The sequence below is a fragment of the Pseudomonas sp. FG29 genome, assembly GCF_057809355.1.
Map to the genome: position 1 here is coordinate 91,915 of NZ_JBMDJU010000007.1, position 18,243 is coordinate 110,157.

Annotated in this window: 15 protein-coding genes; 14 read left to right on the plus strand and 1 reads right to left on the minus strand. The window is 63.9% G+C overall.

All coding sequences use genetic code 11. The features are described 5' to 3' along the window. Positions 1 to 4: 4 nt before the first annotated feature. From murD to lpxC, 9 genes are all read left to right on the plus strand, one after another. The gene (gene murD / locus ACODS1_RS10180; RefSeq protein WP_489085554.1) at positions 5 to 1,351 is read left to right on the plus strand and encodes a UDP-N-acetylmuramoyl-L-alanine--D-glutamate ligase; all 1,347 of its coding nucleotides are present in this window, start codon (positions 5 to 7) and stop codon (positions 1,349 to 1,351) included. Next, complete coding sequence (gene ftsW, locus ACODS1_RS10185) at positions 1,351 to 2,583, plus strand: putative lipid II flippase FtsW (RefSeq protein ID WP_489085555.1); 1,233 nt, start codon at positions 1,351 to 1,353, stop codon at positions 2,581 to 2,583. Before murD ends, ftsW begins: the two co-directional genes overlap by 1 nt. Further along, complete coding sequence (gene murG / locus ACODS1_RS10190) at positions 2,573 to 3,643, plus strand: undecaprenyldiphospho-muramoylpentapeptide beta-N-acetylglucosaminyltransferase (protein ID WP_489085556.1); 1,071 nt, start codon at positions 2,573 to 2,575, stop codon at positions 3,641 to 3,643. The genes ftsW and murG overlap by 11 nt, the downstream gene beginning before the upstream one ends. Before the next feature lie 34 nt (positions 3,644 to 3,677). Beyond that, positions 3,678 to 5,078 (plus strand): UDP-N-acetylmuramate--L-alanine ligase, encoded by a 1,401-nt coding sequence (murC, locus tag ACODS1_RS10195; RefSeq protein ID WP_489085625.1) that lies wholly within the window; start codon positions 3,678 to 3,680, stop codon positions 5,076 to 5,078. After that, a complete protein-coding gene (locus ACODS1_RS10200; protein WP_489085557.1) occupies positions 5,075 to 6,016 on the plus strand; it encodes a D-alanine--D-alanine ligase in 942 nt (313 codons plus the stop codon). The genes murC and ACODS1_RS10200 overlap by 4 nt, the downstream gene beginning before the upstream one ends. Before the next feature lie 3 nt (positions 6,017 to 6,019). Then, positions 6,020 to 6,886, plus strand: coding sequence for a cell division protein FtsQ/DivIB (locus ACODS1_RS10205; RefSeq protein ID WP_489085558.1), 867 nt, complete (start codon positions 6,020 to 6,022; stop codon positions 6,884 to 6,886). A 16-nt stretch (positions 6,887 to 6,902) separates the two neighbouring features. Further along, a complete protein-coding gene (gene ftsA / locus ACODS1_RS10210; protein WP_322980455.1) occupies positions 6,903 to 8,150 on the plus strand; it encodes a cell division protein FtsA in 1,248 nt (415 codons plus the stop codon). 44 nt (positions 8,151 to 8,194) lie between these two features. Then, a complete protein-coding gene (ftsZ, locus tag ACODS1_RS10215) occupies positions 8,195 to 9,388 on the plus strand; it encodes a cell division protein FtsZ (protein ID WP_322980454.1) in 1,194 nt (397 codons plus the stop codon). A 111-nt stretch (positions 9,389 to 9,499) separates the two neighbouring features. Continuing rightward, positions 9,500 to 10,411, plus strand: a complete 912-nt coding sequence (gene lpxC / locus ACODS1_RS10220) for a UDP-3-O-acyl-N-acetylglucosamine deacetylase (RefSeq protein ID WP_322980453.1) — start codon at positions 9,500 to 9,502, stop codon at positions 10,409 to 10,411. 129 nt (positions 10,412 to 10,540) lie between these two features. Here the strand turns inward: lpxC and ACODS1_RS10225 are convergent, their stop codons facing one another. After that, positions 10,541 to 10,996 carry a DciA family protein gene (locus ACODS1_RS10225; RefSeq protein WP_489085559.1) on the minus strand — a complete coding sequence of 152 codons (456 nt, stop codon included), beginning with the start codon at positions 10,994 to 10,996 and terminating at the stop codon, positions 10,541 to 10,543. 182 nt (positions 10,997 to 11,178) lie between these two features. On the opposite strand from ACODS1_RS10225, the gene ACODS1_RS10230 reads away from it, so the two are divergent. From ACODS1_RS10230 to ACODS1_RS10250, 5 genes are all read left to right on the plus strand, one after another. Then, positions 11,179 to 12,099, plus strand: a complete 921-nt coding sequence (locus ACODS1_RS10230) for a M23 family metallopeptidase (RefSeq protein WP_489085560.1) — start codon at positions 11,179 to 11,181, stop codon at positions 12,097 to 12,099. Between the two features lie 244 nt (positions 12,100 to 12,343). Continuing rightward, positions 12,344 to 15,079 (plus strand): preprotein translocase subunit SecA, encoded by a 2,736-nt coding sequence (secA, locus tag ACODS1_RS10235; RefSeq protein WP_322980450.1) that lies wholly within the window; start codon positions 12,344 to 12,346, stop codon positions 15,077 to 15,079. Between the two features lie 159 nt (positions 15,080 to 15,238). Next, the gene (gene argJ / locus ACODS1_RS10240; protein ID WP_489085561.1) at positions 15,239 to 16,456 is read left to right on the plus strand and encodes a bifunctional glutamate N-acetyltransferase/amino-acid acetyltransferase ArgJ; all 1,218 of its coding nucleotides are present in this window, start codon (positions 15,239 to 15,241) and stop codon (positions 16,454 to 16,456) included. 152 nt (positions 16,457 to 16,608) lie between these two features. Next, positions 16,609 to 17,241, plus strand: coding sequence for a glutathione S-transferase family protein (locus tag ACODS1_RS10245; RefSeq protein ID WP_489085562.1), 633 nt, complete (start codon positions 16,609 to 16,611; stop codon positions 17,239 to 17,241). Next, a complete protein-coding gene (locus tag ACODS1_RS10250; protein ID WP_489085563.1) occupies positions 17,238 to 18,188 on the plus strand; it encodes a Nudix family hydrolase in 951 nt (316 codons plus the stop codon). Before ACODS1_RS10245 ends, ACODS1_RS10250 begins: the two co-directional genes overlap by 4 nt. Positions 18,189 to 18,243: the final 55 nt, after the last annotated feature.

Consider the following 18,243-nt stretch of genomic DNA (forward strand, 5'->3'; position numbering starts at 1 on the left):
GCGCGTGTCGTTGATCGCTTCCGACCAATTCCGCATCGTTGTCGGCCTCGGCAAGAGCGGCATGTCCCTGGTGCGCTTCCTGGCGCGTCAGGGCGTGCGCTTTGCCGTGGCCGATACGCGCGCGAATCCGCCGGAGCTGGAAACGCTCAAGCGTGACTATCCGCAAGTGGACGTGCGCTGCGGCGAGTTGGATGTGGACTTTCTCTGCCGCGCCTCGGAGCTCTACGTGAGTCCGGGCCTGGCCGTGGCGACTCCAGCGTTGGCCGAAGCGGCTGCACGCGGAGTGAAGCTGTCCGGCGACATCGACCTGTTCGCCCGCCATGCCAAGGCGCCGATCGTCGCCATCACCGGCTCCAACGCCAAGAGCACCGTCACCACCCTGGTCGGCGAGATGGCCGCAGCGGCCGGCAAGCGTGTCGCCGTGGGTGGCAACCTCGGTACGCCGGCGCTGGATCTGTTGGCCGACGATGTCGAGTTGTACGTGCTGGAGCTGTCCAGCTTCCAGCTGGAAACCACCGATCAGCTCAATGCCGAAGTGGCCACCTGCCTGAACATCAGCGAAGACCACATGGATCGCTACAGCGGGTTGCCGGCTTATCACCTGGCCAAGCACCGGATCTTCCGCGGCGCCCGGCAGGTGGTGATCAACCGTGACGATGCACTGTCGCGCCCGCTGATCGCCGATCAGGTGGACTGCTGGGAATTCGGCCTGGGCAAACCTGACTTCAAGCGCTTCGGCCTGCTCGAAGAGAACGGCGAGAAATCCCTGGCGTTCCGTTTTGAAGCGCTGTTGCCGGTGAGTGAGCTGAAGATTCGCGGCGCGCACAATCAGTCCAATGCCTTGGCGGCGTTGGCACTCGGTCATGCCGTCGGCCTGCCGATGGACGCCATGCTCGTCAGCCTGCGTCAGTTCGCCGGTTTGCCGCACCGCTGCCAGTGGGTCGGTGAGCGCGCTGGCGTTAACTATTACGATGATTCCAAGGCCACCAATGTCGGTGCCGCGCTGGCGGCCATCGAAGGCCTGGGTGCGGATATCGCCGGCAAGCTGGTACTGATCGCCGGTGGCGACGGCAAGGGCGCCGATTTCTCCGCGCTGAAACAGCCCGTCGCACGCTTCTGCCGAGCGGTGGTGTTGCTGGGCCGTGATGCCGAGCCGATCGCCGCCGCTCTGGGCGATGCTGCGCCGCTGGTGCGGGTAAGAACCCTCGAAGAAGCGGTGCAGCGCTGCAGCGAGCTGGCCGAGGCCGGTGATGCCGTGCTGCTCTCGCCGGCCTGTGCCAGCTTGGATATGTTCAAGAATTTCGAAGAACGTGGTCGCCTGTTCGCTCAGGCCGTGGGAGGGCTCGCCTGATGCTGGGCTTCCTGCGCGTTCGTCCGTCGCCGCTGCTGGGTCGCGGCCTGGATCTCGACTTCCCCATGCTGGCCGGCTGCCTCGGCCTGCTCGGCCTGGGCCTGGTGATGATCACCTCGGCTTCGTCCGAGGTGGCGGCAGCGCTGTCCGGCAACCCGCTGTACCACATGATCCGCCACATCATTTATCTGGTGATCGGCCTGGGTGTGGCTGGCGTGGTGCTGATGATCCCCATGAGCTTCTGGCAGCGCTACGGCTGGATGATGCTGCTGGCCGCCTTCGGCCTGCTGGTGCTGGTGCTGATTCCGGGGATTGGCCGCGAGGTCAACGGTGCGCGGCGCTGGATCGGCTTCGGCGCCTTCAACGTGCAGCCTTCGGAAATCGCCAAGGTCTTCGTCGTGGTCTATCTCTCCGGCTACCTGGTGCGACGCCAGGAAGAAGTACGCGAGAGCTGGATGGGCTTCTTCAAACCCTTCATCGTCCTGCTGCCGATGGCCGGCCTGCTGCTGCTGGAACCGGACTTCGGTGCCACCGTGGTGATGATGGGCTCGGCCATGGCCATGTTGTTTCTCGGCGGCGTCGGTCTGTTGCGCTTCGGCCTGATGGTGGCGCTGGCCGTGGGGGCGGTGTTCGTCCTGGTGCAGACCCAGGAATACCGCCTGCAGCGTCTGATCACCTTCACCGACCCCTGGGCCGATCAGTATGGCTCCGGTTACCAGCTGACCCAGGCGCTGATCGCCTTCGGCCGTGGCGAATGGTTCGGCGTCGGCCTGGGCAACAGCGTGCAGAAGCAGTTCTACCTGCCCGAAGCGCATACCGACTTCGTCTTCTCGGTGCTGGCGGAAGAGCTGGGCCTGGTCGGCTCGCTGCTGACCCTGGCGTTGTTCGTCTTCGTCTGCATACGCGGCCTGTACATCGGCCTGTGGGCCGAGAAGGCCAAACAGTTGTTCTCTGCCTACGTCGCCTACGGCCTGTCGTTCCTGTGGATCGGCCAGTTCCTGATCAACATCGGCGTGAATACCGGCCTGTTGCCGACCAAGGGCCTGACCCTGCCGTTCCTCAGCTACGGTGGTTCGTCCCTGGTGATCTGCTGCATCAGCCTGGCGATCCTGCTGCGTATCGAGTGGGAAAGCCGGCACGTGCTGGGTAATGAGGATGTTGAGTTCGACGAGTCGGATTTCGCCATCGAGCCGCCATCCTTTGTCCTCGAGGAGCCTCGCCATGCGCGGTAACGTCCTGATCATGGCCGGTGGCACTGGCGGGCACGTGTTCCCGGCGCTGGCCTGCGCGCGCGAGTTCCAGGCGCGTGGCTACAGCGTGCACTGGTTGGGCACGCCGCGTGGCATCGAGAACGAGCTGGTGCCGCAGGCGGGTCTGCCGCTGCACCTGATCAACGTCAGCGGCCTGCGTGGCAAGGGCAAGCTGTCCCTGCTCAAGGCGCCATTCCAACTGCTGCGCGCATTGCTGCAGGCACGCCGCATCTTGCGTGAGCTGCAACCGGTGTGCGTGCTCGGCATGGGCGGTTACGTTACCGGGCCGGGTGGCCTGGCCGCACGCATGGCGGGTGTGCCGTTGATCATTCATGAGCAGAACGCCGTGGCCGGTACTGCCAACCGCTTGCTGTCGCGTATTGCCACACGCATCTGCGAGGCCTTCCCGAATACCTTCGCTTCCTCCGCCAAGCGCCGTACCACGGGTAATCCGGTGCGTGAGGAACTGTTCCTGGAGACGCCGCGCGAGCCACTGGTCGGACGCAAGCCGAAGCTGCTGGTGCTCGGCGGCAGCCTGGGCGCCGAGCCACTGAACAAACTGCTGCCCGCTGCGCTGGAAAAACTGCCTGGCGATATCCGTCCGCAGGTCTTCCATCAGGCTGGCAAGCAACACGCCGAGATCACCGCGGAGCGTTATCGCGATGCTGCGGTCGAAGCCGAGGTCGCGCCCTTCATCAAGGACATGGCGCGCGCCTATGGCTGGGCCGACCTGGTGATCTGCCGCGCCGGTGCGCTGACCGTCAGCGAGCTGGCCGCCGCCGGCCTGCCCTCGATGCTCGTGCCGCTGCCGCACGCCATCGACGATCACCAGAGCCGCAATGCCGAATACCTGGCGAAGGAGGGCGCTGCCGTTCTCCTTGCGCAACATGCCACTGACGCGGCCAAGCTCGCCGCGCAGCTCACCGAGGTTCTGATGCACCTGGAAAAACTCACTGCCATGGGCGCCACCGCGCGCCGCCTGGCCAAGCCTGATGCCACCCGCACGGTGGTCGACATCTGCCTGGAGGTGGCCCGTGGCTAAGTCTCCCGCCGCCGTCAAGGCTGAAGTCCGGCGCATGCGCCGCATCCGCCGCATCCACTTCGTTGGCATCGGTGGTGCCGGCATGTGCGGTATCGCCGAAGTGTTGATGAACCTGGGCTACGAAGTGTCCGGCTCCGACCTCAAGGCTTCGGCCGTGACCGAACGCCTGGAAAACTTCGGTGCCACCATCTTCATCGGTCACCGCGCCGAGAACGCCGAGCAGGCCGACGTACTGGTGGTCTCCAGCGCCATCAACACCGCCAACCCGGAAGTGGCCACTGCCCTGGAACGCCGCATTCCGGTGGTGCGCCGCGCCGAGATGCTCGCCGAGCTGATGCGCTATCGCCACGGTATCGCCGTCGCCGGTACCCATGGCAAGACCACCACCACCAGCCTGCTGGCCTCGGTGTTCGCCGCTGGTGGCCTGGATCCGACCTTCGTCATCGGTGGCCGGCTGAATGCCGCTGGCACCAATGCCCAGCTCGGCTCCAGCCGCTTTCTGATCGCCGAAGCCGACGAGAGCGACGCCAGCTTCCTGCACCTGCAGCCGATGGTTTCGGTGGTCACCAATATCGACGCCGACCACATGAGTACCTATGGCGGCGACTTCAATGTACTGAAGAAGACCTTCATCGAATTCCTGCACAACCTGCCGTTCTATGGCCTGGCCGTGCTCTGCGTGGATGACCCGGTGGTGCGCGAGCTGCTGCCGCAGGTCGGTCGCCCCACCGTGACCTACGGTTTTGCCGAAGACGCCGACGTGCGCGCGATCAACGTGCGTCAGGAAGGCATGCGCACCCATTTCACCGTGCTGCGCCCGGACTGCGAGCCGCTCGATGTGTCGGTCAACATGCCGGGTAACCACAACGTGCTCAATGCGCTGGCGACCATTGCCATCGCCACTGATGAAGGCATCGACGACAGCGCCATCGTCGCCGGTCTGTCGGGCTTCCAGGGCGTCGGTCGGCGCTTCCAGGTCTACGGCGAACTGCCGGTGGATGGCGGCAGCGTGATGCTGGTCGACGACTACGGTCATCACCCGCGCGAAGTCGCTGCCGTGATCAAGGCCGTGCGCGGTGGCTGGCCGGAGCGCCGTCTGGTGATGGTCTATCAGCCGCACCGTTACAGCCGCACCCGCGATCTGTACGACGACTTCGTGCAGGTGCTCGGCGAATCCAACGTGCTGTTGCTGGTTGAGGTGTACCCGGCCGGCGAGGAGCCGATTCCCGGTGCCGACAGCCGTCAGCTGTGCCACAGCATCCGTCAGCGCGGTCAGCTCGACCCGATCTACGTCGAGCGTGGCGCAGATCTGGCGCCGCTGCTCAAGCCGCTGCTGCGTGCCGGCGACATCCTGCTGTGCCAGGGCGCGGGCGATATCGGCGCGGTGGCGCCGCAACTGATCAAGCACCCATTGTTCGTCGGGGAGTCGAAATGAGTTTGCACAGTACCCTCGATCCCAAGGCCTTCGGTCGTGTCGCCGTGCTGTTCGGCGGCAAGAGCGCCGAGCGTGAGGTGTCGCTGAAATCCGGCAATGCCGTGCTCAGCGCCCTGCAGGCGGCTGGCGTGGACGCCTTCGGCATCGACGTGGGTGATGACTTCCTGCAGCGCCTTGCCAGCGAGAAGATCGACCGCGCCTTCATCGTGCTGCATGGCCGTGGTGGCGAGGATGGTTCCATGCAGGGCCTGCTCGAATGCGCCGGCATTCCCTACACTGGCAGCGGCATCCTGGCCTCCGCCCTGGCCATGGACAAGCTACGCACCAAGCGCGTGTGGCTCAGCCTCGGGCTGCCGACGCCGAATCATGCCGTATTGGCCAGCGAGGCCGATTGTCACGTCGCCGCGACTGAACTGGGCTTCCCGCTGATCGTCAAACCGGCCCATGAAGGTTCGAGTATCGGCATGGCCAAGGTGGAATCCCTGGACGCCCTGATCGCCGCCTGGCAAGACGCCGCGCGCTATGACAGCCAGGTGCTGGTCGAGCAGTGGATCGCCGGCCCGGAATACACCATCGCCGTGCTGCGTGGCCAGGTGCTGCCGCCCATCGGCCTGGGTACACCGCACACTTTCTACGACTACGAAGCCAAATACCTGGCCGATGACACCCAGTACCGCATCCCCTGTGGCCTGTCGGCGGAGAAGGAAGCCGAGCTGAAAGACCTTACCGCGCGTGCCTGCGAAGCCGTGGGCACCCAGGGCTGGGCGCGCGCCGACGTGATGCAGGACGCCAACGGCCAGTTCTGGCTGCTGGAAGTGAATACCGTACCGGGCATGACCGATCACAGCCTGGTGCCGATGGCCGCGCGTGCCGCCGGTCTGGATTTCCAGCAGCTGGTGCTGGCGATCCTGGCCGACAGCGTCGAGGCGAGGGGTTAAGTCATGGTCACGGCCGTGCGTCATCAGGACTCGCTGAGGGCTCCGCTACGCGGCAAGCCCGTGCCGCGTGGCGCCAGCCGTCTGGTGGCCAAGGAGCCGGTGCGCCTGCGTCTGCCCAAGGCGGATTTTTCCTGGGCGGGCCGCTTGCTCTGGCCGCTGGTGCTGGTTGGCCTCGGCTTCGGTGCCTACGAAGGCGCGCAGCGCCTGCTGCCGTACGCCGACCGTCCGATTGCGCGCATCAGCGTGCAGGGCGACCTGGCCTATGTCAGCCAGGAAGCGGTGCAGCGGCGTATTGCGCCCTTCACCCAGGGCAATTTCTTCAGCGTCGACCTGCGCAGCATGCGTGAGGAGCTCGAGCGCATGCCCTGGATCGCCCACGCCGAAGTGCGCCGCGTATGGCCGGATCAGATCGATGTGCGTCTGGAAGAACAGCTGCCCATCGCCCGTTGGGGTGACGAGGCGCTGCTCAACAACCAGGGCCAGGCGTTCGCGCCGCAGGAACTGAACAACTATCAGCACCTGCCGCAGCTGTCCGGCCCGCAACGCGCGCAACCGCAGGTCATGCAGCAGTACCAGATCCTCAGTCAGTTGCTGCGGCCGATGGGCTTTACCGTGGTTGGGCTGCAGTTGCGCGAGCGTGGCAGCTGGTTCCTCTCGGCCACCGAGAATGCCAGCGGGCAACGCATCGAGATGCTGTTGGGGCGTGATCACATCGTGGAAAAAATGCGTCGGTTCGCGGCTATCTACGAGCGCGAGCTGAAAGAACAGAGCGCGAACATCGCGCGCATCGACCTGCGTTATGCCAACGGCCTGGCCGTGGCCTGGCGTGAGCCGGTGGAGCCGGCTGCGGCCGAGCAGAAAGTGAATTGAGAAGAGGCAGGACACTATGAGTAGCGCGCAAAGCGGCAAGATGATCGTCGGCCTGGACATCGGCACCTCCAAGGTGGTGGCGCTGGTGGGCGAGGTGACGAGCGATGGCCAGCTGGAAATCGTCGGCATCGGCACTCATCCGTCGCGCGGGCTGAAGAAGGGTGTGGTGGTCAACATCGAGTCCACCGTGGCGTCGATTCAGCGTGCTGTCGAAGAGGCGCAGCTGATGGCCGGCTGCCGCATCCACTCGGCGTTCGTCGGCGTCGCCGGCAATCACATCCGTAGCCTCAACAGCCACGGCATCGTCGCCATTCGCGACCGTGAAGTCAGTGGCGCCGATATCGAGCGCGTGCTCGACGCAGCCCAGGCCGTGGCCATCCCGGCAGATCAGCGGGTGCTGCACACCCTGGCGCAGGACTACGTGATCGACAACCAGGAAGGCGTGCGCGAGCCGCTGGGCATGTCGGGCGTGCGTCTGGAGGCCAAGGTGCATGTGGTCACCTGTGCCGTTAATGCCGCGCAGAACATCGAGAAGTGCGTGCGCCGCTGCGGTCTGGAAGTCGACGACATCATCCTCGAGCAACTGGCCTCGGCCTATTCGGTACTGACCGAGGACGAGAAGGAGTTGGGCGTGTGCCTGGTGGACATCGGCGGTGGTACGACCGATATCGCCATCTTCACCGAGGGTGCGATTCGCCACACCGCAGTCATTCCGATTGCCGGTGACCAGGTCACCAACGATATCGCCATGGCCCTGCGTACGCCGACCCAGTACGCCGAGGAAATCAAGATTCGCTACGCCTGCGCCCTGGCCAAGCTGGCTGGTGCCGGCGAAACCATCAAGGTGCCCAGCGTCGGTGATCGTCCGCCGCGCGACCTGTCGCGCCAGTCTCTGGCCGAAGTGGTCGAGCCGCGTTACGACGAGCTGTTCACCCTGATCCAGGCCGAGCTGCGTCGCAGCGGCTATGAAGACCTGATTCCCGCCGGCATCGTCATGACCGGCGGCACGGCGAAGATGGAAGGCGCAGTAGAACTGGCCGAGGAGATCTTCCACATGCCGGTGCGCTTGGGCGTGCCACATAGCGTCAAGGGCATGGGCGATGTGGTGCGCAACCCGATCTATTCGACCGGTGTGGGGCTGCTGTTGTACGGGCTGCAGAAGCAGCACGACGGCATTTCCATGTCGGTTGGCAGTCCTTATCAGGACGAAGGCAAAACCCCGGTACTCGAGCGCATCAAGCGCTGGGTACAAGGCAATTTCTAATTTTGCAGTAGGCGTTACACAACTAGAAAGGAAGGAGAGGGATCATGTTCGAATTGGTAGATAACGTTCCACAAAGCGCGGTGATCAAGGTCATCGGAGTCGGCGGTGGCGGCGGCAACGCGGTCAACCACATGGCGGTGAGCAACATCGAGGGCGTCGAGTTCATCTGCGCCAACACCGATGCTCAAGCGCTGAAGAACATCGGTGCACGCACCGTGCTGCAACTCGGCCCGGGCGTGACCAAGGGGCTGGGCGCAGGCGCCAACCCGGAAGTCGGCCGTCAGGCCGCGCTGGAAGACCGCGAGCGCATCGCTGAAGTCCTGCAGGGCACCGATATGGTGTTCATCACCACCGGCATGGGTGGTGGTACCGGTACCGGCGCTGCGCCGGTGATCGCCGAAGTGGCCAAGGAGCTGGGCATCCTCACCGTTGCCGTGGTGACCCGTCCGTTCCCGTTCGAAGGCCGCAAGCGCATGCAGATTGCCGACGAAGGCATCCGTGCGCTGTCCGAGAGCGTCGACTCGCTGATCACCATTCCCAACGAGAAGCTGCTGACCATCCTCGGCAAGGACGCCAGCCTGCTGTCCGCCTTCGCCAAGGCCGATGACGTGCTGGCCGGCGCCGTGCGCGGTATCTCCGACATCATCAAGCGTCCGGGCATGATCAACGTCGACTTCGCCGACGTGAAAACCGTGATGAGCGAGATGGGCATGGCCATGATGGGCACCGGCTGCGCCAGCGGTCCGAACCGTGCGCGTGAAGCGACCGAAGCGGCCATCCGCAACCCGCTGCTGGAAGACGTCAACCTGCAGGGCGCGCGTGGCATCCTGGTGAACATCACTGCCGGCCCGGATCTGTCCCTGGGTGAATACTCGGACGTGGGTAACATCATCGAGCAGTTCGCCTCCGAGCACGCCACCGTTAAGGTCGGCACCGTGATCGACGCCGACATGCGCGACGAACTGCACGTCACCGTGGTCGCTACCGGCCTCGGCGCGCGCATGGAAAAACCGGTCAAAGTGGTCGACAACACCGTTCAGGTCGCAGCCAGCCAGCCGGTTGCCCAGCAGCCTGTTAGCCAGCCGCGCGGCGAGCAGTCGGTCAACTACAAGGACTACGAGCGTCCGACCGTGCAGCGCCAGAGTCACGGCGGCGCGGCCACCGCAGCCAAGCTCAATACCCAGGACGATCTCGATTACCTGGATATTCCGGCTTTCCTGCGTCGCCAGGCTGATTGATGGAATGTATCAGGACTATATGGGTGATTGGTGTTCAGCAAAGGTCGGTTCTGCTATCATCCCCGACCATTGTTGAAAACAGTTCGCAACTAGCGATATAGCGGCCAAGCCATGATCAGACAACGCACCCTGAAGAACATCATCCGTGCCACCGGCGTTGGCCTGCATTCGGGGGAAAAGGTTTACCTGACCCTGAAGCCGGCTCCGGTGGATACCGGTATCGTGTTTCGTCGTACCGATCTCGACCCGATCGTGGAAATCCGCGCATTGGCCGGGAATGTCGGTGAAACCACCATGTCGACCACGCTGGTCAATGGTGATGTCAAGGTGGATACGGTAGAGCACCTGCTTTCGGCCATGGCAGGCCTGGGCATCGATAACGCCTACGTCGAGCTCTCCGCATCCGAAGTACCGATCATGGATGGCAGTGCTGGCCCATTCGTATTCCTGATTCAATCCGCTGGCCTGCAGGAGCAGGAAGCGCCGAAGAAGTTCATCCGCATCCTGCGAGAGGTCACCGTGGAGGAGGGCGACAAGCGCGCCACCTTCATACCTTTCGACGGCTTCAAGGTGAGCTTCGAGATCGACTTCGATCACCCCGTGTTCCGCAATCGCACGCAGAGCGCCAGTGTGGATTTCTCCAGCACGTCTTTCGTCAAGGAAGTCAGCCGGGCCCGCACCTTCGGCTTCATGCGTGATATCGAGTTCCTGCGTTCGCAGAACCTGGCACTCGGTGGCAGCGTGGAAAACGCTATCGTGGTCGACGAGTATCGTGTACTCAACGAAGACGGCCTGCGTTACGAGGACGAATTCGTCAAACACAAGATTCTCGATGCCATCGGTGACCTGTACCTGCTGGGTAACAGCCTGATCGGCGAGTTCAAGGGCTTCAAGTCCGGTCACGCACTGAACAACCGTTTGCTGCGTACCCTGATCGAGCAGACCGATGCCTGGGAAATGGTGACCTTCGAGGACGCCAAGCTCGCGCCGATCTCCTACATGCGCCCGGTAGCGGCCGTGTAAACACCCTCTTTCTTGCTTTTATTCAGGCCACCTTCGGGTGGCCTTTTTTATGCTCGGGCATTTTGCGAGTGGTCGTGTCAGAGGGAGTCGTCGATTTGGCGTCAGTTTTTCAGACGAGCGGCCGACGGCTCAGTCCGCTTCGCCGGTGTGACTGGCCAGACGCTGCAAAGCCGCGCGCAGCCTGGGGTCGCTGATCCCTTCTGCGCTGGCCTGGATGTTCTCGGAGGCCGCCTTGGACAACCGAAGGGTGCGACCGGTTCCACGACTATGACCGCTTTGCGGTTGCACCTTGAACAGGATTTTCGTTAAGGTCGCGAACTCTTCCAGCGCCTGCAGCTGCCTTTGCAGCCGGCGCTGCTGGTAACGCAATCGCGTTGCCCAGTGACCATCGGTCACGATCAACAACAGGCAGCCTCCGCGCCAGGACGCGACATGACAGTGTTCACGGGCGGCAGGTTGTAGCTGGCTTTCGACAAGACGCTGCAGATGAGCGAGGCGCTGAGCCTCGTTGAACAGCGCTTTCAGGGGCTTGGCTTCGCGTAACAGCGTGGCGGGCGCCTGAGCCGGCAAGGGACGAAACGACATGGCAGGAAGCCTTGAGCTGCGGAGACGTCATGGTAGCAGAGCGTGCTACCCGCTTGTGCTCCGCCATTATCAGGCCACGGGAAACACTGGCACTGGCCGCCACGAACGCCCCATTCCGGGCTGTTCGCTGGCGCAACAGGTCATTGGCGAAGTGGTTTTCAAGGGGCCTGTCAGGGGAAACCATGCACATCATCTTGCTCAACAGTCGACAGGGCTCGGCTCGTACCATCCATCTCAATCTGCGCTGGCTGTCGCTGGCCGCACTGCTGACGGTTTCACTGAGCCTGGCGGCTGGCGCTGCGCTGGGCGCCAAGTGGTTCAAGGCTGCGCCGCTGTCTGACAGTCGCCTGGCCGCCGCGCTCGATGAGCAGCGCCAGCAGGTCGGTGCGGTGCGTGAAGATGCGCAGCGGCAACTGGATGCCTTCGCCGCCCATGTCGCCGAACTGCAGGCCCGCCTGACCCGCCTCGATGCCCTGGGTGAGCGCCTGACCGAATTGGCTGATATCGATTCCAGCGAGTTCGACTTCTCGCTGAACGTCGGCCAGGGCGGTGCCGAGGATGCCCTGGGCGCTTCCGCCTATGCGCCCCCGCCGTTCATGAATGCGCTCGACGAGCTGGCCTTGCGCGTGGACAGCCGCGAACAGCAACTGGAAGTGCTGGAGCAACTGCTTGGCGAACGCCGCATGAACGAAGCTGAAACCCTCTCCGGGCGGCCGGTATTGCAGGGCTATATCTCGTCACCCTTCGGTCGTCGCGTGCATCCGTTGACCGGCCGCGTCAGCGTGCACAAGGGCATCGACTTCGCTGCCAAGCGCGGCAGTGACGTGGTAGCGGTCGCTGCTGGCGTGGTGACCTTCTCGGGGCGCAAGAATGGCTACGGCAACGTGATCGAGCTCAGTCACTCCGATGGCTACACCACGCTGTATGCGCACAACCGCAGCAACAGGGTGCAGGTAGGTGATCTGGTGCAGCGTGGCCAGGCCATCGCCGAGGTCGGTAGCACCGGACGCTCGACGGGCGCGCACGTGCACTTCGAGGTCAGCAAGGACGGCCACCCGGTCAATCCGACGCTGTATATCGCGCGCAACAGTGGCGTGGAGTGAGGCCGTGCCACTTTGCCGCGGTCTTGAATTAGCCTTTCGCCATCCCCATCTAGAACGCCGAAGTGATGCACCGTGAAGCGCTGGGTGCGCTGCGCTGAGCAGAACACCCGCGCCATCGTGTGCCGAGAACGTCGCTTTCCTCCCGGGTTTTTCCGGGTAGAATGCCCCTTCGTCCGCAGCCATGCTGGCTGCCAGGTCGTCATTGACGGCGGCCTCCATCCATTCGCCGGAAGACCCTGCCGATATGTTTGCGCCTTTGTTGAAAAAACTTTTCGGAAGCAAGAATGAGCGTGAAGTCAAACGCATGCTCAAAGCGGTGCAGTCCGTGAACGCCCTGGAAGAGCAGATGATCGCGCTCTCGGACGAGCAGCTGCGGGGCAAGACCGGAGAGTTCAAGGCTCGTCTGGCCAAGGGCGAAACCCTCGACCAGATCCTGCCAGAGGCCTTTGCAGTGGCCCGCGAGGCCGGCAAGCGTGTGATGGGCATGCGTCACTTCGACGTACAGCTGATCGGCGGCATGACCCTGCACGAAGGCAAGATCGCCGAGATGCGCACCGGTGAGGGCAAGACCCTGGTGGGTACTCTGGCCGTCTACCTCAATGCACTGTCCGGCAAGGGCGTGCACGTGGTGACCGTCAACGAATACCTGGCACGCCGCGACGCCAACTGGATGCGTCCGCTGTACGAATTCCTCGGCCTGTCCGTCGGTATCGTCACTCCCTTCCAGCCGCCGGAAGAGAAGCGCGCCGCCTATGCCGCCGACATCACCTACGGCACCAACAACGAATTCGGTTTCGACTACCTGCGCGACAACATGGCCTTCAGCCTGGAAGACAAATTCCAGCGCGAGCTGAATTTCGCCGTGATCGACGAAGTCGACTCCATCCTCATCGACGAAGCCCGTACGCCGCTGATCATCTCCGGTCAGGCCGAGGACAGCTCCAAGCTATACATCGAGATCAACAAGCTGATCCCGCGCCTCAAGCAGCACATCGAGGAAGAGGAAGGCGTGGTGACCCAGGAAGGTCACTACAAGGTCGACGAGAAGACCCGTCAGGTCGAGCTCAACGAGGCTGGCCACCAGTACGTCGAGGAGATGCTCACCGCAGCCGGCCTGCTGGCCGAAGGTGAAAGCCTCTATTCCGCGCACAACCTCGGCCTGCTGACTCACGTCTATGCCGGCCTGCGCGCGCACAAGCTGTTCCATCGCAACATCGAATACATCGTGCAGAACGGCCAGGTCATCCTGATCGACGAGCACACCGGTCGTACCATGCCGGGCCGTCGCCTGTCCGAAGGCCTGCACCAGGCCATCGAGGCCAAGGAAGGGGTGAACATCCAGGCCGAGAGCCAGACGCTGGCTTCGACCACCTTCCAGAACTACTTCCGCCTGTACGCCAAGCTGTCCGGCATGACCGGTACGGCCGATACCGAAGCGTTCGAATTCCGCCAGATCTACGGTCTGGATGTGATGGTGATCCCGACCAATAAGCCGGTCGCGCGTAAGGACTTCAACGACCTGGTCTACCTGACCCAGGAAGAGAAGTACCAGGCGATCATCGCCGACATCAAGGACTGCCAGGCCCAGGGCCGGCCGATCCTGGTCGGCACCGCGACCATCGAAACCTCCGAGTACGTTAGCCAGTTGCTGAACAAGGAAGGCATCGAGCACAAGGTGCTCAACGCCAAGTTCCACGACAAGGAAGCCGAGATCATCGCTCAGGCCGGTCGTCCGGGCGCGCTGACCATCGCCACCAACATGGCCGGTCGTGGTACCGACATCCTCCTCGGCGGTAACTGGGAAGTGGAAGTCGCTGCCCTGGAAAACCCCACCGACGAGCAGATCGCGCAGATCAAGGCCGAATGGCAGAAGCGTCACCAGCAGGTGATCGAGGCCGGCGGCCTGCATGTGATCGCTTCCGAGCGTCACGAATCGCGTCGTATCGACAACCAGTTGCGTGGTCGTGCCGGTCGCCAGGGTGACCCGGGCTCCAGCCGTTTCTACCTCTCGCTGGAAGACAACCTGATGCGCATCTTCGCCTCGGATCGGGTGAAGAACTTCATGAAGGCCCTCGGCATGCAGTCCGGCGAGGCCATCGAGCACCGCATGGTCACCAATGCCATCGAGAAAGCCCAGCGCAAGGTCGAAGGCCGCAACTTCGACATGCGTAAGCAACTGCTCGAATTCGATGATGTGGCCAACGAACAGCGCAAGGTGATCTACCACATGCGCAACAGCCTGCTGGCCTCCGAGAACGTCGGCGATACCATCGCCGAGTTCCGTGAGGACGTGCTGGGCGCCGCCATCAACGGCCACATTCCGCCGCAGTCGATGCCGGAGCAGTGGGACGTGGCGGGCCTGGAGTCGACCCTGCAGAGCGACTTCGGCATCAAGCTGCCGATCCAGCAGTGGCTGGACGAAGACGACAAGCTGTACGAGGAAACCCTGCGCGAGCGCATCCTTGCCGAGCTGATCGCTGCTTACAACGAGAAGGAAACCCAGGCCAGCGCCGAAGCCCTGCGTACCTTCGAGAAGCAGATTCTGCTGCGCGTGCTGGACGACCTGTGGAAGGATCACCTGTCGACCATGGATCACCTGCGGCACGGTATCCACCTGCGTGGTTACGCGCAGAAGAACCCCAAGCAGGAGTACAAGCGCGAGTCCTTCACCCTGTTCCAGGAGCTGCTGGATTCCATCAAGCGCGACACCATCCGCGTGCTCGGTCACGTGCAGGTGCGCCGTGAAGACCCGGCCGAAGAAGAAGCCCGCCTGCGCCGCGAAGCCGAAGCCTTGGCTGAGCGCATGCAGTTCCAGCACGCCGACGCCTCTGCACTGGCCGAAGAGGACGGCAGCGCCGAAGAGGGTGACGTCGCGGCAGCCGTTGCGCCGGTACGTAGCGAGAACAAGGTTGGTCGCAACGAACCCTGCCCTTGCGGTTCGGGCAAGAAGTACAAGCACTGCCACGGCCAGATCGGTTGATCCTGGCTGCTGTGCGCCGTTAAAGGCGCTTGCAGTAGAGAGGGCTTCGGCTATGCTGTCGCCGCCCTCGATGACGCCGCGACGGCCCTGCCGTTCGCGGCGTTTTACCATCTCTCAGACCGCCTGGCGGTCGGCAACGTCTCACAAGGAGCTCACCTCATGGCTGTTGGTCTTGGCCCGCTGTCTACCCTGCACCCGGTTCCTGGTTTCGAGCTGGGCATCGCCTCGGCCGGTATCAAGCGCCCCGGGCGCAAGGACGTGGTGGTGATGCGCTGCGCCGAAGGTTCGCGCATCGCCGGGGTGACCACCACCAACGCCTTCTGCGCCGCGCCGGTGTTGATCACCCGCGAGCGCCTGGGTGGCGAGGTACGTTACCTGCTGACCAACACCGGCAATGCCAACGCCGGTACCGGCCCTGATGGTCTGGCTCGCGCACGCCATGCCTGCGCGCGCCTGGCCGAGCTGACCGGCGTTGCCGAAAGCGCCGTGCTGCCGTTCTCCACCGGGGTGATCGGTGAGCCGCTGCCGGTCGAGAAGATCGAGGCCGCGCTGCAGGCTGCGCTGGACGATCTGGATGTCGATCACTGGGCTGAAGCGGCCACCGGCATCATGACCACCGACACGCTCCCCAAGGGCGCCAGCCGTCAGTTCCAGCACGATGGCGTGACCGTCACCGTGACCGGCATCTCCAAGGGTGCCGGGATGATCCGCCCGAACATGGCCACCATGCTCGGCTACATCGCCACCGACGCCAAGGTCGCCCAGGGCGTACTGCAGGATCTGGTGCGTGACGCGGCGAACAAGTCGTTCAACCGCATCACCATCGACGGTGACACCTCCACCAACGACTGCTGCATGCTGATCGCGACCGGCCAGGCCGCACTGCCGGAAATCGCCGAGGCTTCCGGCGAGCTGTTCGCCAAGCTCAAGCAGGCGGTGTTCGAGGTGTTCATGGACGTGGCGCAGGCCATCGTCCGTGACGGCGAAGGCGCGACCAAGTTCGTCACCGTGCAGGTCAATGGTGGTGGCACGCATCAGGAGTGCCTGGACGTGGCCTACGCCGTGGCTCATTCGCCGCTGATCAAGACTGCGCTGTTCGCCTCCGACCCCAACTGGGGGCGCATCCTCGCTGCCGTCGGTTATGCCGGTGTGCCGCAACTGGACGTGAGCAAGATCGATGTGTTCCTGGGCGAGGTCTGCATCGCCAGCAAGGGCGCGCGTGCCACTACGTACACCGAAGAGCAGGGCGCCGCCGTGATGGCTCGTGAGGAAATCACCATCCGCATCGAGCTGGGCCGGGGTGATTGCAGCGAGACCATCTGGACCACCGACCTGTCCCACGAGTACGTGAAGATCAACGCCGAATACCGCACCTGAGAACACGCAGCGCTAGCGGCGAGCCTCAGACTGCCGTGCCTCGTTGTCATCCATTCCCGCGCCTCATGGCCCCATGACGCGCGGGAATTTGCTATTGAGGCAGCGGGCTTTTAACGTCGAACCATGACTTTCAACCTGACAGGGGCGTGAGAATGGCTTTGCAATTGGTGATTGGCGACAAGAATTATTCTTCCTGGTCGCTGCGTGCGGCGCTCGCCGTCGAGCTGAGCGGCGCCGCCTGTGACGAGGTGCGGGTACGCCTGTATCAGCCCGACAGCCGTGCTCGCCTGTTGAGTCACTCGCCGACCGGCAAGGTGCCGGTGCTGCTGACCGAGCACGGCCCGGTCTGGGATTCGCTGGCCATCGCCGAGTACCTGGCCGAGCGCTTCCCCGAGGCGCAGCTTTGGCCACAGGAGGTCGCCGCACGTGCGCTGGCACGCAGCCTGTGCGCCGAAATGCACAGTGGCTTCGTTGCCCTGCGCAGCCATCTGCCGATGGATCTGGCGCGCGACCAGGCCCTGGCCGAGATACCCGCAGAAGCCCAGGCCGATATCCAACGCATCTGTGCCCTGTGGGCCGACTGCCGCGCACGCTTTGCCGGGGAGGGCCAGTTCCTTTTCGGCCGGGCCAGCCTGGTCGATGCCTTCTACGCACCGGTTGCCGCACGCCTGCGCAGCTACCGTGTGGCTTTGCCGCAGGTGGCGGCCGACTATGTCGAAAGCATTTATCAGTGGCCGGCGTTCGTGCGCTGGTACGAGGCTGCCTTGCAGGAGGTCAAGCGGTGAAACGCGTTCATGTTGCAGCGGCGGTCATCCGGGGTATGGATGGCCGCATCCTGATTGCCAAGCGCCCAGAGGACAAGCATCAGGGCGGCTTGTGGGAGTTTCCCGGTGGCAAGGTGGAAGAGGGCGAAGCGGTGAGCGTCGCCCTGGCGCGTGAGCTGGAGGAGGAATTGGCCATCCGCCCGACGGCGGCGCGCCCGCTGATCCAGATTCGCCATGACTACCCGGACAAGCAGGTGCTGCTGGATGTCTGGGAAGTCACGGCCTTCACTGGCGAGCCGCACGGTGCCGAGGGCCAGCCATTGGCCTGGGTCAGCGAGCGGCAGTTGCTCGATTACGAGTTCCCCGCCGCCAATCGCCCGATCGTGGCGGCGGCGCGTTTGCCGCAGCGTTACCTGATCACCCCGGACGCGCTGGACAACGCAGAGCTGCTCGGTGGCGTGCGTGCGGCGCTGGCGCAAGGCGTGCGTCTGATTCAGCTGCGTGCGCCGAACATGTTCGACGCGCAGTACCGCGATCTGGCGGTGGACATTCAAGGGCTGTGCGCGGGCAAGGCGCAACTGATGCTCAAGGGGCCGCTGGAGTGGCTGGGCGACTTCCCGGCGGCGGGCTGGCACCTGACGGCCGAACAACTGCGCAAGTACGCCGCCCATGGTCGGCCATTCCCTGAGCAGCGCTGGCTGGCGGCGTCCTGTCACAGCGCCGAGGAGCTGGCGCTGGCGATGCAGATGGGCGTGGATTTCGTCACCCTGTCTCCGGTGCAGGCCACCGCCACTCATCCCGAGGCGCAGCCGCTGGGCTGGGAGGCGGCGAGCGAGCTGCTCATGCAGTGCAACCTGCCCGCCTATCTGTTGGGCGGCGTCGGCCCGGACGATATCGAGCGCGCCTGGCAGATCGGCGCTCAGGGCGTGGCCGGCATCCGTGCATTCTGGCCGGCCAACGGCGCGTAGGGCGTCCCGGTACGCCCTACGACTCCAGACCCGCACGGTTTGTAGGAGATTTATC

Coding starts and splice junctions, on each gene's coding strand:
- murC (WP_489085625.1), top strand. CDS start 3,678: ATGCGCCGCATCCGCCGCATCCACTTCGTTGGCATCGGTGGTGCCGGC.
- ACODS1_RS10245 (WP_489085562.1), top strand. CDS start 16,609: ATGGCTTTGCAATTGGTGATTGGCGACAAGAATTATTCTTCCTGGTCG.
- argJ (WP_489085561.1), top strand. CDS start 15,239: ATGGCTGTTGGTCTTGGCCCGCTGTCTACCCTGCACCCGGTTCCTGGT.
- secA (WP_322980450.1), top strand. CDS start 12,344: ATGTTTGCGCCTTTGTTGAAAAAACTTTTCGGAAGCAAGAATGAGCGT.
- ACODS1_RS10205 (WP_489085558.1), top strand. CDS start 6,020: ATGGTCACGGCCGTGCGTCATCAGGACTCGCTGAGGGCTCCGCTACGC.
- ftsW (WP_489085555.1), top strand. CDS start 1,351: ATGCTGGGCTTCCTGCGCGTTCGTCCGTCGCCGCTGCTGGGTCGCGGC.
- ftsZ (WP_322980454.1), top strand. CDS start 8,195: ATGTTCGAATTGGTAGATAACGTTCCACAAAGCGCGGTGATCAAGGTC.
- ACODS1_RS10200 (WP_489085557.1), top strand. CDS start 5,075: ATGAGTTTGCACAGTACCCTCGATCCCAAGGCCTTCGGTCGTGTCGCC.
- ACODS1_RS10225 (WP_489085559.1), bottom strand. CDS start 10,996: ATGTCGTTTCGTCCCTTGCCGGCTCAGGCGCCCGCCACGCTGTTACGC.
- murG (WP_489085556.1), top strand. CDS start 2,573: ATGCGCGGTAACGTCCTGATCATGGCCGGTGGCACTGGCGGGCACGTG.
- lpxC (WP_322980453.1), top strand. CDS start 9,500: ATGATCAGACAACGCACCCTGAAGAACATCATCCGTGCCACCGGCGTT.
- ACODS1_RS10230 (WP_489085560.1), top strand. CDS start 11,179: ATGCACATCATCTTGCTCAACAGTCGACAGGGCTCGGCTCGTACCATC.
- ftsA (WP_322980455.1), top strand. CDS start 6,903: ATGAGTAGCGCGCAAAGCGGCAAGATGATCGTCGGCCTGGACATCGGC.